This is a genomic window from Bifidobacterium pseudolongum subsp. globosum, assembly GCF_000741295.1.
Lineage (GTDB): Bacteria > Actinomycetota > Actinomycetes > Actinomycetales > Bifidobacteriaceae > Bifidobacterium > Bifidobacterium globosum.
In genome coordinates, this window is the sequence record NZ_JGZG01000008.1 from 52,260 (window position 1) to 73,329 (window position 21,070).

Here is a 21,070-nt window from a genome sequence, read left to right on the forward strand (position 1 = left end):
TCATCCTCTTTTCGTGTGCTGTGGGGCGCGCGCCCCTTGCTTTCCATACGGGTGGTATGCGGGTGCTTCCCCGCTCCTGTGGCGCTACAGGGCGTACGACCAGAACCCCACATCGTGCAATGTGTCTTTGGAATCATACGCCGCCTGCGGCAACAGGCCATAGCGGGTGAAGCCGAAGCGCTCCATGAGGCCGCTCGAGGCAGCGTTGTCGGCGAAGATCACCGTGCACGCCATGCGCATCGCGCGGGCGCGGCATTCGTCGATGAGCACGCCCAACGCGTATTTGCCGGCGCCACGGCCCTGCCACTGGGGTGTGATGTAGTACGCGAGCGAACAGATGCCATCGTAGCCAGGGCGCGGGTTGAAGGCGCTGATGGCCGCGAATCCGATCGGTTCGGCGGTGTCGCCGGCGCCCGCATCGATGACGAAGACGGCGTACGGCGTCTGGAAGGAGTCGAGCCACGCCTTGCGCTGTTTGGTGGTGACAGGTTCCGTGTCAGCGGTGGAGCCGCCCCGGATGATGGCAGCATTGTAGATATCGGTGAGCGCAGGCAAATCGGCGTCGGTGGCCACATGGTACGAATAATCTGTCATACGCGCCAGTGTAGCGCGCCACTGCCCTGATGCTCGCCGTAGGCGTAGGGTATGCGACAGGCGGGGCGCGGGCCCTGCACGGACCGGCGACCCGCCTGTCGCATCAGTGGGGATCAGTGCTCACACGCTCTGCTTCCCTACCGTTCACTCGAGTTCGAGCGCCTTGTTGATGGCCTCCTCGAGTTGCTTCTGCGCTTCGCCATAGGCACTCCAATCGCCGCTCTTCATCGCCTTGTCGGAGTCCTTCATCGCCTGGGCTGCATCGTCGAGCGCGGATTTGAGCGCGGCGGAATCCTTCGACGCGGAACCGCCCGGCTCCGGCTTCTCATCACTGCCGGCACTGGGCTCCTTGCCCTGCTGGTCGCCCTGCGTGTTCGCGGCGTCGCCTGCGGAGGCGCCGGAATTGCCGCCGAACACCTGGTCCAGTGCCTCGTCGAGCGTATTGGCGAAACCGACCTGGTCGCCGAACGCCACAAGCACCTTCTTGAGCAGCGGATAGCTGGTAGCGCCGGAGGACTTGACATACACCGGTTCCACATACACCAGTCCACCGCCAAGCGGCAGTGTGAGCAGGTTGCCACGTTCCACCTGTGTGGAGCCCGATTGCAGCAGGTTGAGCTCCTTCGACACATCGGCATTCGCGTTGAAGTTGTTCTGCGCCTGCCCCGGGCCCGGCACATTGGAGTCCTTGGGCAGCTCCTGCAGGCGGATCGTGCCGTAATCCGGCCCCTTCACACCCTTGGTGCGCCCCGCGTTGGAATCCACCGAAAGGAATCCGGTGAGGATCTCACGCGTGCTCGCACCGGCCGGGATGTACGACGAGGTCAGTGAGAATACCGGCTGCTGCGAGCCACCCGTCTGCAAGGTCAGGTAGTACGGCGGCTGCAGCACGTCGCGCGCCTGCTGTTCCTGGGATTCGGTGGGGTCGACCGGCGTCTGCCAGAAATCCTCACCCGAGAAGAACTGGTTCGCCTGGGTCACATGGTACTTGGCGAGCAGTTGGCGCTGCACCTTGAAGATGCCCTCCGGGTAGCGCATATGCGCCATGAGCTCGCCCGAGATCTCCGACATCGAGTGGTACTGGCCGGGGAAGATCTTCTGCCACGCCTTGAGCACCGGGTCCTGATCGTCCCACGTGTACAGGTCCACCGAACCGTCGTACGCGTCGACCGTCGCCTTGACCGAATTGCGGATGTAGTTCGCCTGCTTGTTGCCGAGCTCCTGCACCGAATCCGAGCTCAACGTCGTCGAATCCTGCGTGGCGGAAGCGAGGTCGGTCATCTGTGCGTACGGGTACTGGTCGGACGTCGTGTAGCCGTCGATGACCCACTTCACGCGGCCATCCACAACGGCCGGGTAGACACGGCCGTCGAGGGTGAGGTACGGCGCCACCTTGGCCACGCGCTCGCGCGGGGAACGGTCGTAGAGAATCTGCGACTGTGGGGTCACGCGGTCGGAGAACAGGATCTGGTCCGAACCGAAGCGGATCGCGTACAGCAGACGGGCGAACATGTTGCCGATGTTCGGGCCGCCATTTCCTTTGAACGTGGTGACTGCGCCCTCGGCGCCGCTTGTCGGGTAGTCGAACTCCCAGGAGCGCTCGCCTTCCGGCGCGCCGACAATCGAGTATTCCGGCGCGTTGGGCGAGAAGTAGATGCGCGGCTCGTAATGCTGTGTCTCGGTCAGGTACCCCTGCGTGGGGATGCCGTATTCGAAGAACTCAGGCTGGCCGTCGCTCGTCACGCGGTTGCCGTAGGCGGCCACCACGCCGTAGCCATGCGTGTACACCGTGTGGTCGTTGACCCAGTTGCGGTTGTCGTTGCCCGAAAGGTCCATCTCGCGGGCAGCGATCACCGTGTCCTGGTTCACCCCATCGATGTCGTATTTGTCCACGGCCAGCGTGTCGGCGAACGTGTAGTACTGCTTCATCTGCTGCAGCTGGCGGAACGTCGGCGCCACGATCTGCGGGTCGAGCAGGCGGATCTGCGCGGTCGTCTCGGCGTCCTTCTGCAGCGCGCCCTCGGTGCCCTTCGTCGTGGCCTTGTATTCCTCGGTCTGCACGGCGTCGAGCCCATAGGCGGCGCGCGTGGCGTCGATATTGCGCTGGATGTACGTCGATTCCATCTCCTGCGCGTTCGGATTGACACGGAAGCGCTGCAGCAACATGGGCCACAGCGTGGACAGCAGCAGCGACAGCACAACGGCCGAGGCGACGGCAATGGCCGGCACGCGCCATGCCTTCCACGCGGTGACGAACCCGGCGGAACGGCCGCCATCCTCGTCGAACAGGCGCGTGCGCATGAGCCAGATGCCGAGCACCACGCCCACAACCACCGTGATCACCGCCATGATGATGACCACCGGGATGTGCGCATGCACCGTCGTGTAGGTGGCGCCGGTGATGCGGTCGCCCTGCGCGGTCATCGTCGAGAAGATCGATAGCACCTGATTGGCCGCCCAGGAGACCATCCACAGCATGAACCAGATGGCGATCTGACGGCGTGCGCGCGCCGTCATCGCGAACAGGCCGCGCCCATGGACCGGCATGCGGAACCGGATGCCGCCCATCGCGATGTGCGTGCCGATCGAGAACACGAGCGCGACGACGAGCAGCAGCGACAGGCCCGACAACAGCAGCGACAGGCCGGGCAGCACAAACACGTAGAACCCGTTGTCGATGCCGAACTGCGGGTCGGACACACCGAACGATTCGCCGTTGAACATCAGCAGGATCTCGGTCCAATTGGCGTTGAACCGCGAACCGAACATGAGGCCGGCGACGAGCGAGACCACGATGGCCACACGCCGCGCCGTCTTCGAACTCACCGATTTGCCCACTTCAATCGTGTCGCCATGGATGCGAATCGTGGAGCCGTCGGAGTACGCGGGCCGGGCACGGATCGCGAGCGTGGCGGAGATGAAGGTGACCAGCACCATGAGCGCCGCATACGCGAGCCACAGGCCCACGCGCGTGCCCAGCAGCGTCCACACGATGCTCTGGAACCCAAGTTGGGAATACCACATGACGTCGGTGGCGAAGTTGGCGACGGCGAAGAACAACGCCACTACCACGGCGATCACCGCCACGACCGCGATCAGCACGCGGGAGCCACGGCCATGCGACGGCCGTTTCGCCTGGCGGGTGATGCGCGGCGCGCCCGTGGGCGGCTTGGTGCCCGAACCGACCGCGTCGTGGGCTTCGTCGCCGTTGGTTTCGATGTCGATGATGACCGGCTCGTCATCATCCTTCTGGTTGGAGGGTTTGCGCGACCCCGGCGTAGCGCCGAACAAAGGTCCGAAATCGAAAAAAGACATTCGTTCAGCTTACTGGAATACCGCGAACGGCATCAAGGGCCATGCGCATTCTTCCATCAATACTCCATAATTCGCCACATCTAGGGAGCGCGCGCCGCCTTGTCGCGCCTCATTACACTGGTAGCAACGGACGCAAGACCAATCAAGGAGGGGCCATGGCGCAGCAACAGGCGAACAGGCACGGCAGTGAACAGCGGCATCGCACGCACGCATGGATCGCCATCGTGGCCACCGTGGTCGCCCTCATGCTGGCGGCCGGCGCCATATGGTGGGCGTGGGCACACCGTGCCCACACCCCGCGCCCTCAGGCCACCACACCAGCGCTGACAGCCACCCCCAGTGTCACGCCAAGCGGTTCCCCCAGCGGCGCCACGCCGACCGCATCCCCCAGCCCGACCACAACAGACCGCGCCCAGAAGATCGTGGATGGCATGGGCCTCGACGAGCGCGCGGCGCAACTGGTCATGACGCCACTGGCCGCAGGCACCGACCCGTCGGTGATTCGCGCACTGATCGCCGACGAGCATGTCGGTTCCGTCATCCTGATGGGCAATTGGACGAGCGGCGTGGCCGGGGTGCGCGAAGCCACCGAGATGCTGCAGTCCTATGCTGACGGCCCCACGCGCGTGCTCGTGGCCACCGATCAGGAGGGCGGCCAGGTGCAGCACCTGCAGGGGCCGGGGTTCGAGACCATGCCGAGCGAGGTCACGCAGGGGATGATGACCCTCGCCAATCTGCAGGCGGCGAGCCGGGGTTGGGGCGAACAGCTGCATATGGCCGGTGTACATGTGGACTTGGCGCCGTGCGTGGACACCGTGACAATCGACCGCGCGTCCAACGCTCCGGTCGGCGCGCTCGACCGCGATTACGGGCTCGACGCCGCGGGCAATGCACAGCACGCCGCCGCGTTTGTCGAAGGATTGCGTGCCGCCGGCGTGGGCGCGGCGGCGAAACACTTCCCTGGGCTTGGCGCCGTGACCGGCAACACCGACTTCACAACCGATGGCATCGTCGACACGACGACCACGCGCAACGGCCCGGAAGTGCAGGCGTTCGCCCAGGCGATCCGCGCCGCCGACCCAGGCATGGTCATGATTTCGCTCGCCACGTACACGGCGATCGACCCCGATGAGCCGGCGGCGTTCTCGCCCACCGTCATCGACGGCATGCTGCGCGGTGACATCGGCTATGGCGGCGTCGTCATCTCCGACTCCCTTTCGGCGAGCGCCGTCAGCGCGATTGCCCCCGCTGAGCTCGGCGTGCGGCTTGTGCAGGCCGGAGGGGACTTGGCCTGTGTGAACGACCCCGCGTTCACGCAGCCGATCCTCGACGGCTTGCGCGCGCGAGCGCGCGGCGACGCTGCGTTCGCCGAACGGGTGACGCAGTCGGCGCGCCGCGTCGTCTCACTCAAGCTCGCCCTCGGATTGGCGCAGTAGCGCGCACTAACAGCAGCAACTGGTGTTGGGGTGCAGCCGCTCGTGCTCCTCGCGCGCCCGCAAGTAGGCGCGCTCGCTGAGCGGCTCCTCACCGGGGTGCTCACGTGCGAACCGCTCCACGTAATGCTCGTAGCGCGCTTCGCCGCTGACCTCCCGTGCATACCACACCACGGCGCGCCATGCACGGGCTGCGATGGCTCGCAACTGTGCGGCCGCGTTCATCCGAGCTCCGCCCGGCGCGCAGGGTGATGCTCGAACTCGTGCTGCACCTTGCGCTCGAGTCGAGTGGCGATGAGGCCCGACGGGGCGAACCAGTTCGACTCGAGGAACGGTTCCTGCGAGGTCAGGTGGTCGCCGTAGGCACGGGCCCGCACCGTGGAGACGACCGTCTTGACGCCCACGGCCAGGAACGCGGCCATCATGACGAGGAAGAACACCGAGAGCACACCGTCGAGGTAGGCGTTCGACAGTGAGGCGTATGCGTTGGCGAGTGCCTCGCCCTCAAGCTGGCCGGAGTCAATCGAGGCGCGCAATGATGAAGCGGTGGCGAAATACCCAAGCTGCGGATCGAAGATCTTCTCGAAGTCGGCGGTGAACGTGACCGCCACGTCCCATACCAACGGCACGACGGGGATCCATGCGTACCGTCCCAAGCCGGCTTTGACAACGCAGACGGTGACGAGCATGAAGCAGCCGGCGGAAAGCAACTGGTTCGAGATGCCGAAGATCGGCACCATCGCGTTGATGCCGCCGTTGGCGTCCGAGACGCCCATGTAGAGCATCGTGCCCCACAAGGCGGTGGCGATGAATGTGGTGATCAGATTGCCGGGCCGCCATGTGGGGTCGGCGAATTTCCTGAGTTTGCGCACGTTGCCCAGCAGGTCGCCGATCTGATAGCGGGCCACACGGGTGCCGTTGTCGACGGTGGTGAGGATGAAGAGCGCTTCGAACATGATTGCGAAGTGGTACCAGAACGCTATGGAGCCCTCCCCGCCCAGATAGGATTTGAGGAAGTTCGCCATGCCGATCGCGAATGTCGTCGCACCGCCGGTGCGTGAGACGAGTGTCTCCTCGCCCACGTCGTGCGCGGCCGCGTCAAGTGCCTCGGCGCCGGTGACCACGGTGCCGCCGGATTGCCATTCCACGCGCATGCGTTGGCCTTCGATGTTCTGCACATCCATCCGGCTCACTGCGGCCGCCGCGTTCTGCTCGGGGCTCGCGGAGGCGGAGTAGGCGCTGCCGGCCGTCGCCTCGATTTGCGCGGGTGACATGTTCATCGAGAAATACACGCCTTGGCTGATGGTGATGGCCGCGATGAGCGCGATGATGGCGGTGAACGACTCGACGAGCATCGAGCCATAGCCGATCATGCGGATCTGGTTCTCCTTCTCGATCGCCTTGGGGGTCAATCCGGAGGAGACAGCACCATGGAAGCCGGACAAGGCGCCGCACGCGATGGTGATGAACAGGAACGGGAACAGGTTGCCTGAGAACGTGGGGCCGTTGGAGCGCGATGCGAGCGTGGTGAGCGCCGGCACTTGCACCTGCGGGTTCGCGATGACCACGCCGATGACGAGCAGGGCGAGCGTGCCGATCTTCATGAGGGTGGACAGGTAATCGCGCGGGGTGACGAGCAGCCAGTGCGGCAACGCGGCGGCGGCGAACGAGTAGAGCACGAGCGCCACCACGAGCTGCTTGGCGTTGAGTGTGAAGATCGGCGCGAGCACCGGGTTCGCAGCGATCATGCCGCCGCCGACGATCGCGAGCACGAGCAGCACGAAGCCGAGAATCGTCGTTTCGATCACACGGCCCGGGCGCAGGAACCGCTCGTAGCACCCCATGATCAGGGCGATTGGGATCGTCATGCCGAGCGAGAACACCGCCCACGGCGACGACGCCATCGCCTTGATCGCGACGAGCGCGAGGAACGCCATCGCGATGGCGGTGACGACGACAAGGAACACGGAGATGATGAGGCCGCCGACCTTGCCCATCTCGTCGGTGGCCATCTGACCGAATGACCGGCCGCGGCGCTTGGCGGAGATCCAGAGCATGAGCATGTCCTGCACGGCGCCGGCGAAGATGACGCCGAGGATGATCCACAGCACGCTCGGCAGATAGCCCATCTGCGCGGCGAGAATCGGGCCGACGAGCGGGCCGGCGCCCGAAATCGCGGCGAAATGCTGGCCGAAGAGCACGCGGCGGTCCGCGCGTTCGAAATTCGCGCCGTCCTGCACGCGTTCGGCCGCGGTGGCATTGGCGTCGTCGGTGCGCATGATCTTGATCTGGATGTAATACGCGTAGAACCGGTAGGCGATCGCATACGAGCTCAGGGCCACCACAACGAACCAGATGGCGCTGATCTGCTCGCCGCGCGCAATGGCGAGCACCGACCACGCCAAGGCACAGACGATGGCGATGACCGCCCACAGCAACGCCTTGGGCCATGTCCAGACCATCTTGGGCTTGATGCCGACGGGCAGCCCGGACGAATTGCGGATGATGCGCGCCTCTTCATCCGCGGTATACGCCGTATCCGGCGCAGGTTGTGATGCCGCTGGTGTCGCGGTGGTCATCGTGGAGCCTCCTTGGGTCTTCTTTCGCTTGCAACAGACGGCGGCCGCCCTGCCTCTCTCACAGGGCGGCCGCCGTGCGCAATACAGTAAGAACCGCGGATTACGACATTTTTGATGGTTCAGTATATGGACAGATTTCACCAAGAGATGAAATACCGGCTCCCATCGGCCTCCGGCCTCACGCGAACTGCGAGTTGTACAGCTTGGCGTAGGCGCCTGCCTGGCCGAGCAGCTGCTCATGCGTGCCATGTTCGACGATGTCGCCGTGCTCCATGTACAAGATCAGGTCGGCATCGCGGATCGTGGAGAGCCGGTGCGCGATGACGAAGCTCGTACGGTTCGCCATCAGTGCGTCCATCGCCTTCGCGATAACCTGCTCGGTGCGCGTGCCGACCGAGTTCGTCGCCTCGTCGAAGATGAGCATCGCCGGGTCGGCGAGGAACACACGCGCGATCGTGAGCAGCTGGCGCTGGCCGACCGACAGGTTGTTCGCCTCGTTGTCGAGCACGGTGTCATACCCCTTCGGCAACGTGCGGATGAAGAAGTCGGCATGTGCGGCCTTCGCGGCGGCGATGATTTGCTCGCGTGTGGCGTCAGGCCTGCCATAAGCGATGTTCTCGGCGACTGTGCCACCGAAGAGCCACGTGTCCTGCAACACCATGCCGAATTCACGGCGCAGGCCGTGCCTGCTCATCGTCCGCGTGTCGACGCCGTCGAGCGTGATATGCCCGGCATCCACATCGTAGAAACACATGAGCAAATTGATCAGCGTCGTCTTTCCGGCGCCGGTCGTGCCGACGATCGCCACCTTCCTGCCCGGTTCGGCCACGAAATCGACGTCTTTCATGAGCGGCCCATCACGGTGCTCGTGACCGCCGACGTGAAGATCGAGGCACTCAAAGACGTTTCGTCCCAGCACGTGCTGGATGAGGGCGAAGGACAGTCAAGCGTCGCGCAATGGCGCGAGGAGCATGAGGCATTTTGGAACAGCATCTCATCTGACCGCGGAGGCATCAGGATCGATGATGACACGAAGGTCGTGCTCGAACACTTCACCGTGGAACGATAGGGCGCTTCCACCCCTACAACTTGCTAAAGTCTGTATTGCATGAAATTGCCGTTGTGGACGAAAACGAAGGCGTCATAGAGCTTCACACCCATGTCGGAAGCCGTGATCTGCACGGTGCCGCAGCCATATGCCCTGGCCTCGTCAACGGCTTTGCGCAACAGCTCCGTCGCGATGCCGCGACGCCGGTACCTAGGATCCGTGTACATGCTGGACAACAAGCCCATCCTGCCGCTTGGGCATCCAAAATACGGTGGTTTCTCTACGAACGACACGCCGCTCGTCCCGACGATCCTGTCATCATCCACAGCGAGCCATGACACGAATGTACCATCCTTCATATGGCGTATGTAGTAATCCAGCAGCGCCGGCCGCAAATCGACGTCCTCAGTGGCACCTTCCTCCCGAAACTGCCGTATCCGCAACCCTATGAACGAGTCAAAATCCCGCTGGCCGAGTCTCCTGTATTCCATCACCGTTCCAGCATATCCCCACAGTGTCGCGCCGGCACGCCGATTGGACGGCTGCCCCAAGCAACCGGAAGCGATGCTACTGTTCCTCGTCCGCAAACAGATGATGCAGCAACAGGTCCCTGTGATGGATGAACGATGCGGTGATGCGGTAAGCGTCGGTATCCTCGTAGTTGCACGAGAGAACGCCATCGTCGTCGAATTGAAGAATCTGTGCGCCCGGTAGTCCGAGCAATATCGGCGCATGCGTGGCGACGATGAACTGCGCGCCCTGCCCCGCCAGCCGACGCATATGCGCCAGCATGATCTCCAGGAAGCCCTCACCATGCGACATCTCATGCAATGCAGACATCGCGCTGCGACCCTGATCGTAATCGCGCGCCTGCGTGGCCATCGTGAAGAAAACTTTCGGCACGCAGGAAGAAACTGCACTGCGGAATAGTTTGTTTGCGATAGAGGACCAGCGCATCGGCCAGATTCGAACAGTCGTCATAGGTGCTGAAACGATAGTTGCGTGAGCCGCCCTCGGCACTAAATCCGCACGCCACCGCAATTGCCTCCAGCAACGTCGATTTGCCGCTCCCGTTCTCACCGGTCAGAAACACGACGGGTGAGCCGAACTCCAGTTCATCAAGCGAACGCAATGCGGGAATCCGCTCCACATACGAGTCAGACAGAACATCATGATCGATTCACAACCCAGCGATAATCAAATTCTCCAAGCCATTCCCCCGTCTCTCGCCATCTGCAGCCCTTGCCCTGCAGACAGTACGTAAATCCGATCACCGTCTGATGAATCTCTCGTCAGCGGGGTTGTAGGCGAGACCCCGAACCGTTCCACACTCATATGCAGATCGTATTGGTCACGCAGTCTTGCAATACGCTCCATCATAGGGGATGCATGATGCGCGTCGAGCGCATCCTGACCGGTCCAGCTGTCGACAAGTAGCACCGTTTCTGGATCTTCAAGCGAAACGTAATACTCGTACCGCAGATTGCCCGGTTCCTCACGGATCATGGACACCGTTCCCGACGATGCCATCTCCCGTGCGAACGCACGTGCCTGTCCACCGGTTCCGGTGTATCTCACATTGATTGTTATGGCCATATATCCCTCCCTGTTCCGATCCGCAGCTATATTGCGACATCCTGAGTATGGTGGCGGAGCATGTCAGACCTCAAGGCCGCCGATCCGCCGCTCAAGCGCGCTCATGAACTTGTTAACATAGGCGATCATCGCGCGGCACTCACCGGGCTCGAGCGCGGCCATGGCCTGCAGTTCCGCCTCGCGCACGGGCGTGACCACCTCGTGGCGGTAGCGCTCCCCCCTCGTCGGTGAGATGGATGCGCTTGACGCGTTTGTCGTGCTTGCTGCCCCCCCCAAACGGAGCAGGCCTTGGGATGCAAACACATTGATGACGTTGTTCACCGTCTGGCGTGGCAACAATGTATACGCGCAGATTTCGCGCTGTGACATGCCGTCGTTCTGACAGATGTAATCGAAGATGAGGTACGCGCTGAACGACAGCCCACAGGCCTCCCATACGCGCCGTAGATGAGGTCGATGCGGCGGAACTCCTCGAAGAACGCGGGGAGCTGCGTATCGAGGTCACTGTGGGCCCCCTGCGCGTATTCGATGACATCGGCGCGGGGCGGCTCGAATTCATTTGGATCGCTGTGAGTCATGGGCATGACAGGGCCGGCGGCAGGCACCGGCCCCTCAAGGGTCTTACCGCTCGCCTCTCACTGCTCGTCAAGCTGGATAGGGCGCGCCTGGCCGGAATCCAAGAGTTCCTCAAGCGCCGCGGGGCCGTCAAGCACGGCGGTCGCCGCCTGGTCCACCATGAGGCTGATGCGCGAATTGGGCAGGATGCCCTCGCAGTACGCATATACCGGCTTGCCCAGCGCGAAACCGTAGGCGAGCGCGAAGATCGCGCCGGCGTCCTTGTCGTCGAAGTTGGCGATGACGGCCGCGGAGTTCTTGATGGCCTCGATGCGGTTCTCGAACACCGCTTCCGGACCCGAGACATTCACATCCATGGCGAAACGCGGGCGGTACACGCTCAGATTGCGGTGCTGCAGCACGCGCTCAAGGCGCTCCATGCTCTCCACCTGTTCGGCGGTCTGGTACGGCCCAGCGACATAGAAATCGTAGATGGGCTTGGATGATGTGAAGGTGATGTGCTGATTGGCGTTGAAGTTTTCCATAGCTCTATTGAACCTCCCCTGCGGCAGTGGCCGTCTGAATTGGCTGTAAGCAATAATACGCCCGCCACGCCGTGCGCGCCGCCGCTACAATGTTGGCGGCGGCCGTGCACGCCGATCGACCCCGCGCACATGCGCATACCGCGCCCGCCCCGCGCGAAAGGAGCGCCATGAGCACGTCATCACCAGCATCGTCGACCCCGCGTATGCGCGTCGAGCATGATTGCATAGGGGCGCTCGAAGTGCCCCAGGACGTGTATTGGGGCATCCATACGCAACGCGCGATCGAGAATTTCACGGTGAGCGGCATTCCGGACGGCGCGCATGAGGCGCTCATCCGCGCCTACGCCGTCGTCAAGCGCGCCTGCGCGATTGCGAACGCTGAACTCGGGTTGGTCGACACGCGCAAGGCCGAGGCCATCGAGCAGGCGTGCGAAGAGATTGAGCATGGCGCGCTCGCCGACCAGTTCCCCGTAGACGTGCTGCAGGGCGGCGCCGGCACGAGCCTCAACATGAACATGAACGAGGTCATCGCGAACCGCGCGCTCGAGATCTGCGGGCGCCCGCGCGGCGACTACGACTACATCCACCCCAACGACGACGTCAACCATTCGCAATCGACGAACGACACCTACCCCGCGGCATGCAAGCTCGCGATCTGCGGCGGCCTGACCCCGCTCGCCGAATCCGCCCGGCGCCTGCGCGCTGCGTTCCACGAGCTGGCAGACAAGCACACGAACGACGTGACGATTGGGCGCACGCAACTGCAAGACGCCGTGCCGATGACCTTCGGGCAGGAATTCCACGCATGGGCGACGTTCCTCAAACTCGACCTGCAGGCGATGGACGCGCTTGTGGGGCAATTGTGCGACCTCAACCTCGGCGCGACGGCCATCGGCACCGGCATATGCGCCGACCTGCGGTTCCGCGACACGGTGACGCGCACACTCGCCCAACTCACCGGCCTGCCGGTGCACGCCGCGCTCGACCCGGTGGCGTCGGTGACCGACATGAGCGCCTACATCGCCGCGAGCGCGACACTGAAGAACCTCGCCATCCACCTCAAGAAGGCGGCCGACGACCTGCGTCTGCTCAATTCTGGCCCACGCTGCGGCTTCGAGGACCTGCATGTGCCCGCACGGCAGGCCGGCTCCTCGATCATGCCCGGCAAGATCAACCCCGTGATCCCCGAATGTGTGGACCAGTGCTGCTTCATGATCTTCGGAATGGATGTGACGGTGAATTGGGCCGCCGCGGAAGGCCAGCTCCAGCTCAACGCCTTCGACCCGGTGATCATCCATGAGATCCTCACCGGCATGACGCTCGCGATTAACGCGATGGACATGTTCCGTACGAAATGCGTGGATGGCATCGAGGTCGACGTGGAGCGCGGGCGCGCATATGCCGAACGGTCCACCTCGATCGCCGCGGCGCTCAACGACGCGATCGGCTACGAGCGCGCCGCCGCGCTCGCGCAGGCCGCGGCAGCGGAACACAGCACGGTGCGCGAGGCGGCGGAGGCGCACACCGGGCTTCCACATACTGAGATTGACCGGTTGCTCGACACCGTGTCACTCAGCCGTGGGCTCGGGCAGACATGCCGGGAAACCAAGGATTTTCCCCGATGACGCCCGCATAGGGACGGATCGGCCCTTTGACGTTTGTTCACATTTTTCCGACGCGGGGTATTGACTTCGCCCAATTTCGCCATAACAATCGGCAGCATGAGTTCTGATTCCAGCAACGTGTCACCCGGCATGACCGTGGAGGATTGCCCGTTGCATGTGGACATGGTGATCACGGCGATCGACATCGATGAACGGCACCGTTTCCGCATGCTCGAGCTTGGCCTGCGCCGCGGCACCGTGATCCGCGTGACCCAACGTTCCAATTTCCATGGGCGCGTGGTGTCCAAAGGCACCGAACGCATCGCCCTCGACGGCCAGACTGCGGCGCATATCCATGTGCGCCGCGCCGAGCATCCCGCCAGCCCCACCGCCCCCGCCAACCGATAACCCACCACTATCCTGGAGCCCATCCCGATGGACAATACCAACCATTCCTCGCATTCGCGCGGTTTCGCCGCGCTGCTTCCCCGCGGCAAGGCGCACAGCCACACCCCCGCCAAACCATGCTGCGACACCGGCGGCCACCGGCTGCCCAGCGGCCACACCATGCCGCGCATCGTGTTCATCGGCAACCCGAATGTGGGCAAATCATCCCTGTTCAACGCACTGCTGGGCGCCAAGGCGCGCGTCATGAACGCACCCGGCACCACCGTCCTGCTCGAGGAGGGCGTATACACCCACAACGGCGTGCCATGGGATCTCATCGACACCCCAGGCACCTATTCACTGCTGCCACTCTCACCTGACGAGCGTGTGGCCGCCGAAGCGGTGATGGGCATCAACGGCGAAGCCGCCCCGGACCTCATCGTGGCGGTGCTCGACGCGACGAACATCTCACGCGCCTTGTATTTCCTGTCGATGGTGCTCGAACTCGGCCGCCCCACCGTGGTGGCCCTGACGATGAACGACCTGGCCTCCAAGCAGGGCACCGGCATCGACGCCGCACTGCTGTCGCGCACATTGGACGGCGTGCCCGTCGTCCCGGTCAACGGACGCACGGGCGAGGGCGGCCGCGAGCTTATGGACACCGTGGCCGCAAGCCTCGGCGGCACGCCGCTGCCCGAAGGACTCGAAACAATCGACCCGCGGCATGTGGACGTGCAGCGCTGGGTCGAAGACGGCGCCGACGAACGCTTCGACTGGGCGGCGCGTGTGTTGGATGGCCTCGGCACCAACGCGCGCGACCGTGTGACGTTCTCGGACCGCATCGACCGCGTGCTGCTGCACCCGGTGCTCGGCGTCCTCATCTTCCTGGCGATCATGCTCGGCATGTTCGAAGCAACCACCACGCTTGCGGGCCCCGCGCAGGACTGGGTCGACGGCCCGGTGCGCGATTGGCTCACCGCGCTCATCGACGTGGTGTTCTCGTGGTTCGGGCCGCAAGCGACGCAATCCTGGTTCCATTCGCTCGTCATCGACGGCGTGGTGGATGGCGTGATCACGATCGGCACGTTCATTCCGCCGATGGGCATCATGTTCATCCTCCTGTCGTTGCTCGAGGACTCGGGCTATCTGGCACGCGCCGCGTTTGTAATGGACCGCGCCATGCGCTGCATGGGGCTCGATGGGCGCGCGTTCCTGCCGATTGTGATCGGCTTCGGCTGCAACCTGCCCGCGCTCGCCGCCACGCGCACGCTGCCCGATTCGCGCCAACGCGTGCTCGTGGGCATGCTCGTGCCGTTTTCGTCGTGCACGGCGCGCCTGTCGGTGTATCTGGTGCTGGCCTACGCGTTCTTCCGCGAACAGGCCGGCCTCGTCGTGTTCCTCATGTACGTGTGCTCGATCGTGCTCATCCTGCTGCTCGGCATGCTGTTGCGCGCCGTGCAGTTCCGCGACCTGCGCTCCGAACCGTTCGCGATGAGCCTGCCGCCGTACCAGATGCCGCGCCTCATCGTGCTCGCGCGCAGCGTGCTGCTGCGCCTGTGGGGATTCGTGCGCGGCGCGAGTTCGATCATCATCTCGATGCTCGTGGTGATGTGGCTGCTGCAGTCCATCCCAGCCACGGCCGGCGCCGGGTCGTTCGCGCAGGTCGACGACGTGCACGACTCGGTGTACGGCGTGGTCGCGGACTCGGTGGCCCCGGTGTTTGCACCGGCTGGGTTCGACGATTGGCATGCGTCAGCCGCCCTCATGACCGGTTTTGTGGCGAAGGAAGTCGTGGTGGCGTCGATGGCCCAGTCGTACAGCATCGACACCGGCGACGAAGACGAACAGCAGCAGGGCGAAGGCACACTCGGTGCGGCGATGCGCGAGTCCTTCGACCATGCCTCCGGAGGCCATGGCAAGGCGGCCGCCGTGGCGTTCATGCTGTTCACACTCGCCTACACGCCCTGCTTGGCGACGGTGGCGGAACTCAAACGCCAATTTAACATGCGCATCGCCATGCAATCGATCGGCTTGGGACTTGTCGTGGCATACCTGCTCGCGGTGATCGCCTTCCAGACCCTGCGGTTCATCCTATGAGCGAATTCAGGTCCACACACGCCCCACGCACCGGCATCACGGCCCAGGTCATCCATGATTTGGGCCGGGGCATGACCGTGCGCGAATGCGCGGATGCGCACCACTTGCCCGAGGCGTTCATCGCGCAGATCGTCGAGTTCGCCCGCGCGCGTGGCGAACTCGACGTGGTGGCGCTCGACCGCGGATGCGTGACGAAAGGCATGTGCACGCCCAACCCGGATTCGGTCATCTGCGCATGCTGCCCTCTCGCCGCACCCAACGCACGCCGTACGCCGGTCTGGCGCGCATGGTTCCGCGCGCGCCGGCATACGGACCGGTGATCCAACGACATTCCACCGACGGGGGAAAGCACAAGATACGTCATGGCCGTGCGGCGCGACACGCATTAGTATGGCGGATATGAGTGAACATACAACCCCAACACCATGCGAGCCGCAGTGGCACAATCCCCTGCGCGACCCGCGTGATCTGCGCCTGCCGCGCATCGCGGGGCCCTGCAGCATCGTCATCTTCGGTGTCACAGGCGACCTGTCGCGTAAGAAACTGCTCCCGGCCATCTACGACCTGGCGAACCGCGGCCTGCTGCCGCCCAGCTTCGGCCTGACCGGCTTCGCCCGCCGCGATTGGACCGAGGACCATTTCCGTGACTTCGTCAAAGAGAACGTCAAGGAACACTGCCGCACGCATTTCCATGAGTCCACATGGAAGCAGCTCGCCGAAGGCATCCGCTTCGTGCAGGGCACGTTCGAGGACGCCGACGCGTTCGAACGGCTGAGCAACACGGTGGCCGAGCTGGACCGCGACCGCGGCACCCGCGGCAACCACGCGTTCTACATGTCGGTGCCACCTCGCGACTTCCCGATCGTGGCCAAGCAGCTCGCCAACTGCGGCCTTGCCAAATCGGAAGGCGACGCATGGCGCCGTGTGATCATCGAAAAGCCGTTCGGCCATGACCTGGCGAGCGCCAAGAAGCTCGACGCGGTGATCTCAGAGGTCTTCGACCCCGATTCGGTGTTCCGCATCGACCATTATCTGGGCAAGGAGACGGTGCAGAACCTGCTCGCCCTGCGGTTCGCGAACACGATGTACGAGCCAATCTGGAACGCGAACTATGTGGACCATGTGCAGATCACGATGGCGGAGGACATTGGTGTGGCGGGGCGCGCCGGCTATTACGACGGCATTGGTGCGGCGCGCGACGTGATCCAGAACCATCTGTTGCAGCTCATGGCACTGACCGCCATGGAGGAACCGGTCTCATTCTCCGCACGCGACCTGACCGACGAGAAGACGAAGGTCCTCTCCGCCGTCCGTCTGCCGAAGGATCTGGCCGCGCACACCGCACGAGGCCAGTATTCCGCAGGCTGGCAGGGTTCCGAACCGGTTGTGGGTTATCTGGAGGAAAAGGGCATCAGCCCGGATTCCACCACCGAGACCTATGCGGCCGTCCGGCTGGACATCGACACGCGCCGTTGGGCCGGCGTGCCGTTCTACCTGCGCACCGGCAAGCGTCTGGGGCGCCGCGTGACCGAGATCGCGCTCGTGTTCAAGCGCGCGCCGCATCTGCCGTTCGAATCGACCGCCACGCAGGAGCTCGGCAAGAACGCCATCGTGATCCGCATCCAGCCCTACGAGGGCGTCACGATCCGCTTCGGGTCCAAGGTGCCCGGCGGCACATCGATGGAGGTGCGTGACGTGTCGATGGACTTCAGCTATGGACGTTCGTTCACCGAATCCTCGCCCGAGGCGTACGAACGGTTGATCCTCGACGTGCTTCTGGGCGAACCGCCGCTCTTCCCCACCACGCAGGAGGTCGACTTGTCTTGGAAGATCCTCGACCCGATCGAGGATTTCTGGTCGACCCTCGGCCAACCCCAGCCGTACCGTTCGGGCACATGGGGACCGCAGGAGGCCGTGGAGATGCTGGCCCGTGATGGACACCGTTGGAGGATGCCATGATCATTACATTGCGCGATACGCAAACAAGCACGATCTCCGAGAAGATCGACACACTGCACGAAGAACGTGGCGAAGTGGCGCTCGGCCGTGTGCTCACCCTGCTCATCCTCACCGATGAAGACAATCTCGAAGACGCCCTGCGATTGGCGAACGAGGCGAGCCTCGACCACCCATGCCGTGTGATCGCCATCACCCCGAGCACCCGCCGCATGACGGAGCCCGAGGAGGAGCGCACCTACCTCGACGCCGAAGTGCGCATCGGGGCCGATGCCGGCGCCGGCGAAATCATCGTCCTGCGCCCGCGCGGCGGTCTCATCCACCATCAGGACACGCTCGTCATCCCCCTGCTGGTACCCGACGCGCCGGTCGTGGCATGGTGGCCCACCGAGGCGCCGGCCAATCCGTCGAAGGACCTCGTGGGAGCTATGGCGCACAGCCGCATCACCGACGCGATGCGCTCGTCGAACCCGCTGCGCACGATGGAGGACCTGCGCCGCAACTGGTCTCCGAAGAACGTCGACATGTCGTGGACGCGCCTGACCCTGTGGCGTGCCATGCTCGCCTCGCTGCTCGACCAGCCGCCGCATCTGAGAATCACGTCGGTCACGGTCTGCGGCCCCACCGCATACCTGCCGATGGACCTGCTCGCCGCATGGCTCACCCTGCAGCTCAACGTGCCGGTCTCGATCGAGCGCGAGCCGGACGCCACGGCGATCACCGGCGTGACGATGACGCGCGAGGACGGCGGTGTGCTCAGCCTGGAGCGCCGCCCCGCCGAAGACAGCATCGCCACGATCAGTGTGCCTGGGCAGTCCCCGCAGACGATCCCGCTGCCGATCCGCTCGCTCGGCGATTGCCTGAGCGAGGAGCTCGGCCGTCTCTACCCCGACGAGATCTATGCGCAGGTCGTGACACAGGGGTGGAAGAAGATCCACCCGAACGACGACTGAGAGGAGCACCATGCACGAACGCACATTGATCGTCTACCCGGACCCGCGCCTGCTCGCGCAGGCCGTGGCGGCGCGCACGCTGCTCACGCTGAACGAAGTCCTCGGCACGCCGGGCCGTGACCGGGCCGACATCGCCGTGACCGGCGGCACCGACGGCACCGCGATCCTTGAGTCGATGGCTTCCAGCGCACTGCTCGACATCGTGGATTGGTCACGCGTGCATGTCTGGTGGGGCGACGAACGGTTCGTGGCCGCCGACAGCGACGAACGCAACGACCGCGCGGCCCGCGCCGCACTGTTCGACGCGCTCATCGCCGAGGGGCGTATGGGCGATGCGCAGATCCATGCGATGCCCGCCGACGACCGCAGCGCCGAAGCGCGCGCCCACGCCACCGCACACGATGACGGCGAGGCGCTCGAACACGCGGCCGCACGCTACCAGCAGGAATTGCTGCACGAGCTCGGCGAGGCCGCCGCGATGGACCTCATGATGTTCGGCGTGGGCCCTGACGGCCACTTCGCCTCGTTGTTCCCCGGCCGCCCGCAGCTTGGGCTGGACGGAGACGACGTGCTGGTGACGGGCGTGCAGGATTCCCCGAAACCACCGCCGCTGCGCCTAACGATGACCGTGCCGATGATCGCCCGCAGCGCACGCGTGTGGATGTGCGGGTCAAGGCCCGGCAAGGCCGAGGCGATGGCGCACACGTTCCTGCGAATGCGCGACACCGCGTTCCCCGGATCGTTCGCCGACGCCACGCAGGAAGTGCTGTGGATCTGCGACGGGGATTCCGCCGCGCGGATTCGACAGCGGCAGTAGGCATCCGTGCACGCGGCTGCATCGCGTACACCAACCAAACACCGCTTGTGGGCGGCCACTCCTCGATGAAGTGGCCGCCCACAAGCGGTGTTCAGAATCCTATATCAGAACCTCACTTCGAGGTCTGAATCTCCTCCTGCCCCGGCTCGGCCCACAGGATATGGAACGAACCTGGCTCATCGACACGCTGATAGGTGTGCGCGCCGAACAGATCGCGCTGGCCTTGGATCAGCGAAGCCGGCAGACGCGTCGAACGCAATCCGTCGAAGTAGGCGAGCGACGAGGCGAACACCGGGTCCGGAATGCCGTGCGCGGCGCATGTGGCCACAATGCGGCGCCATGAGGCTTCGCATTCCTCGATGGCCTTCTTGAAATACGGCGCGAACAGCAGCGAGACATCGGCCTGACCGGTCTCGAACGATTCCGAGATGCGGTCGAGGAACTCGGCGCGGATGATGCAGCCGGCGCGCCAGATGCGCGCGACCGCCGCCAGATCGATATGCCAGTCATACACCTTGCCTGCGGCGGTGATCTCATTGAACCCCTGGGCGTAGGCGATGATCTTTGAAGCGTACAGCGCATGGCGGATGTCGTCGATGAACGCCTTGCGCTCGTCGTCGCCCAACTCGATCAGTGCTTGCGGTCCGGCGAAATGCTGCTTCGCGGCTTCGTCACGCAGCTCGGTCTCCGAAGAGAGTCCGCGGGCGAACACGGCTTCGGCGATGCCGGTGACCGGCACGCCGAGCATGAGGGCCGTCTGCACGGTCCACGTGCCGGTGCCCTTCATGCCGGCATGGTCGAGGATCACATCGACAAGCGGCTGGCCGGTCTTCTTGTCTTTCTTGTGCAGCACTTCAGCGGTGATCTCGATGAGGTACGAGTTGAGTTCGGTGCCGTTCCACTCCTGGAACACATCGCCGATCTGGTCCGGGCTCATGCCCAGGCCGCGGCGCATGAGGTCGTAGCTTTCGGCGATGAGCTGCATGTCCGAATATTCGATGCCGTTGTGCACCATCTTCACGAAATGGCCGGCGCCATTGGGACCGATGTGCGTGACGCAGGGTTCACCTTCGGCCTTGGCCGCGATGGATTCGAGAATCGGCTTGAGGCGCTCCCACGACTCATCGCTGCCACCGGGCATGAGGGACGGCCCGAGCAGCGCGCCCTCCTCGCCGCCGGAGACGCCCATGCCCACGAAATGGATGCCGCGGGCGCTCATCTCCTTCTCACGGCGGATCGTGTCCTGATAGAACGCGTTGCCGCCGTCGACGATGATGTCGCCGGGCTCCATGAGATCGGCGAGCTCGTTGATCACATCATCGGTCGGCTCGCCGGCCTTGACCATGATGATCGCCGTGCGCGGACGCTCGAGCGATGCCACGAATTCCTGAACCGTCTTGGCCGGGTAGAACGTGCCTTCATCACCATAATTGTCGATGAGGTGCTCAGTTCGTGCATAGGACCGGTTGAACACAGCCACCTTGTTGCCATGCCGGGCAAGATTCCTTGCCAGGCTCGCGCCCATGGCGGCCAATCCGACCACGCCTACGTTCGCTTGTGCAGTCATGCCATTCCTCCACATCGTATACAA

The 21,070-nt window shown here is 64.1% G+C and carries 20 protein-coding genes and 1 pseudogene; 9 read left to right on the plus strand and 12 right to left on the minus strand.

What is annotated here, in order from left to right; translation table 11 throughout:
- Nucleotides 1-84: 84 nt before the first annotated feature.
- Both BPSG_RS05895 and BPSG_RS05900 read right to left on the minus strand, forming a co-directional pair.
- The gene (locus BPSG_RS05895; RefSeq protein WP_026643213.1) at nt 85-594 is read right to left on the minus strand and encodes a GNAT family N-acetyltransferase; all 510 of its coding nucleotides are present in this window, start codon (nt 592-594) and stop codon (nt 85-87) included.
- Between the two features lie 144 nt (nt 595-738).
- Nucleotides 739-3,909, minus strand: coding sequence for a UPF0182 family membrane protein (locus BPSG_RS05900; protein WP_026643214.1), 3,171 nt, complete (start codon nt 3,907-3,909; stop codon nt 739-741).
- Between the two features lie 155 nt (nt 3,910-4,064).
- Here BPSG_RS05900 and BPSG_RS05905 point away from each other — a divergent pair, with 155 nt between their 5' ends.
- A complete protein-coding gene (locus tag BPSG_RS05905) occupies nt 4,065-5,345 on the plus strand; it encodes a glycoside hydrolase family 3 N-terminal domain-containing protein (protein WP_033502178.1) in 1,281 nt (426 codons plus the stop codon).
- 6 nt (nt 5,346-5,351) lie between these two features.
- Here BPSG_RS05905 and BPSG_RS05910 read toward each other — a convergent pair whose 3' ends face one another.
- The 3 genes and pseudogenes from BPSG_RS05910 to BPSG_RS05920 all read right to left on the minus strand — a co-directional run.
- The gene (locus BPSG_RS05910; RefSeq protein ID WP_033502177.1) at nt 5,352-5,567 is read right to left on the minus strand and encodes a YbdD/YjiX family protein; all 216 of its coding nucleotides are present in this window, start codon (nt 5,565-5,567) and stop codon (nt 5,352-5,354) included.
- Nucleotides 5,564-7,921, minus strand: a complete 2,358-nt coding sequence (locus BPSG_RS05915; protein ID WP_033502176.1) for a carbon starvation CstA family protein — start codon at nt 7,919-7,921, stop codon at nt 5,564-5,566. Before BPSG_RS05915 ends, BPSG_RS05910 begins: the two co-directional genes overlap by 4 nt.
- 178 nt (nt 7,922-8,099) lie before the next feature.
- Nucleotides 8,100-8,840, minus strand: a pseudogene (locus BPSG_RS05920) (ABC transporter ATP-binding protein); the annotation flags it as partial.
- Between BPSG_RS05920 and BPSG_RS08725 the strand changes: the two are divergent.
- The gene (locus BPSG_RS08725; protein ID WP_330934873.1) at nt 8,778-8,990 is read left to right on the plus strand and encodes an ASCH domain-containing protein; all 213 of its coding nucleotides are present in this window, start codon (nt 8,778-8,780) and stop codon (nt 8,988-8,990) included. The pseudogene BPSG_RS05920 and the gene BPSG_RS08725 overlap by 63 nt on opposite strands.
- 23 nt (nt 8,991-9,013) lie before the next feature.
- On the opposite strand, the gene BPSG_RS05930 is transcribed toward BPSG_RS08725, so the two are convergent.
- From BPSG_RS05930 to BPSG_RS05950, 6 genes are all read right to left on the minus strand, one after another.
- Nucleotides 9,014-9,460 carry a GNAT family N-acetyltransferase gene (locus BPSG_RS05930; protein ID WP_026643217.1) on the minus strand — a complete coding sequence of 149 codons (447 nt, stop codon included), beginning with the start codon at nt 9,458-9,460 and terminating at the stop codon, nt 9,014-9,016.
- 76 nt (nt 9,461-9,536) lie between these two features.
- Nucleotides 9,537-9,809: a hypothetical protein gene (locus tag BPSG_RS08860; RefSeq protein WP_238548926.1), complete on the minus strand. Its 273-nt coding sequence runs from the start codon at nt 9,807-9,809 to the stop codon at nt 9,537-9,539.
- Nucleotides 9,793-10,101: an AAA family ATPase gene (locus tag BPSG_RS08865; RefSeq protein WP_225531329.1), complete on the minus strand. Its 309-nt coding sequence runs from the start codon at nt 10,099-10,101 to the stop codon at nt 9,793-9,795. The genes BPSG_RS08860 and BPSG_RS08865 overlap by 17 nt, the downstream gene beginning before the upstream one ends.
- 65 nt (nt 10,102-10,166) lie before the next feature.
- Complete coding sequence (locus BPSG_RS05940) at nt 10,167-10,565, minus strand: putative quinol monooxygenase (protein WP_051591936.1); 399 nt, start codon at nt 10,563-10,565, stop codon at nt 10,167-10,169.
- Between the two features lie 63 nt (nt 10,566-10,628).
- Complete coding sequence (locus BPSG_RS08870; protein ID WP_236822915.1) at nt 10,629-10,934, minus strand: MarR family transcriptional regulator; 306 nt, start codon at nt 10,932-10,934, stop codon at nt 10,629-10,631.
- A 266-nt stretch (nt 10,935-11,200) separates the two neighbouring features.
- Complete coding sequence (locus tag BPSG_RS05950; protein ID WP_026643218.1) at nt 11,201-11,665, minus strand: nucleoside 2-deoxyribosyltransferase; 465 nt, start codon at nt 11,663-11,665, stop codon at nt 11,201-11,203.
- Nucleotides 11,666-11,832: 167 nt separating this feature from the next.
- Between BPSG_RS05950 and BPSG_RS05955 the strand changes: the two genes are divergently transcribed.
- The 7 genes from BPSG_RS05955 to pgl all read left to right on the plus strand — a co-directional run bounded on the left by BPSG_RS05955 (nt 11,833) and on the right by pgl (nt 19,479).
- The gene (locus BPSG_RS05955) at nt 11,833-13,290 is read left to right on the plus strand and encodes an aspartate ammonia-lyase (RefSeq protein WP_026643219.1); all 1,458 of its coding nucleotides are present in this window, start codon (nt 11,833-11,835) and stop codon (nt 13,288-13,290) included.
- Nucleotides 13,291-13,386: 96 nt separating this feature from the next.
- Nucleotides 13,387-13,677 carry a FeoA family protein gene (locus BPSG_RS05960; protein WP_180325806.1) on the plus strand — a complete coding sequence of 97 codons (291 nt, stop codon included), beginning with the start codon at nt 13,387-13,389 and terminating at the stop codon, nt 13,675-13,677.
- Between the two features lie 27 nt (nt 13,678-13,704).
- Nucleotides 13,705-15,753 carry a ferrous iron transport protein B gene (gene feoB, locus BPSG_RS05965; RefSeq protein ID WP_026643221.1) on the plus strand — a complete coding sequence of 683 codons (2,049 nt, stop codon included), beginning with the start codon at nt 13,705-13,707 and terminating at the stop codon, nt 15,751-15,753.
- Nucleotides 15,750-16,073, plus strand: coding sequence for a hypothetical protein (locus tag BPSG_RS05970; protein WP_236822914.1), 324 nt, complete (start codon nt 15,750-15,752; stop codon nt 16,071-16,073). Before feoB ends, BPSG_RS05970 begins: the two co-directional genes overlap by 4 nt.
- Nucleotides 16,074-16,152: 79 nt before the next feature.
- Nucleotides 16,153-17,712 carry a glucose-6-phosphate dehydrogenase gene (gene zwf, locus BPSG_RS05975; protein WP_026643222.1) on the plus strand — a complete coding sequence of 520 codons (1,560 nt, stop codon included), beginning with the start codon at nt 16,153-16,155 and terminating at the stop codon, nt 17,710-17,712.
- The gene (locus BPSG_RS05980) at nt 17,709-18,662 is read left to right on the plus strand and encodes a glucose-6-phosphate dehydrogenase assembly protein OpcA (protein WP_026643223.1); all 954 of its coding nucleotides are present in this window, start codon (nt 17,709-17,711) and stop codon (nt 18,660-18,662) included. Before zwf ends, BPSG_RS05980 begins: the two co-directional genes overlap by 4 nt.
- A 10-nt stretch (nt 18,663-18,672) precedes the next feature.
- Nucleotides 18,673-19,479, plus strand: coding sequence for a 6-phosphogluconolactonase (pgl, locus tag BPSG_RS05985; RefSeq protein WP_026643224.1), 807 nt, complete (start codon nt 18,673-18,675; stop codon nt 19,477-19,479).
- A gap of 112 nt (nt 19,480-19,591) precedes the next feature.
- On the opposite strand, the gene gndA is transcribed toward pgl, so the two are convergent.
- Nucleotides 19,592-21,046 (minus strand): NADP-dependent phosphogluconate dehydrogenase, encoded by a 1,455-nt coding sequence (gene gndA / locus BPSG_RS05990; RefSeq protein WP_026643225.1) that lies wholly within the window; start codon nt 21,044-21,046, stop codon nt 19,592-19,594.
- Nucleotides 21,047-21,070 lie beyond the last annotated feature (24 nt).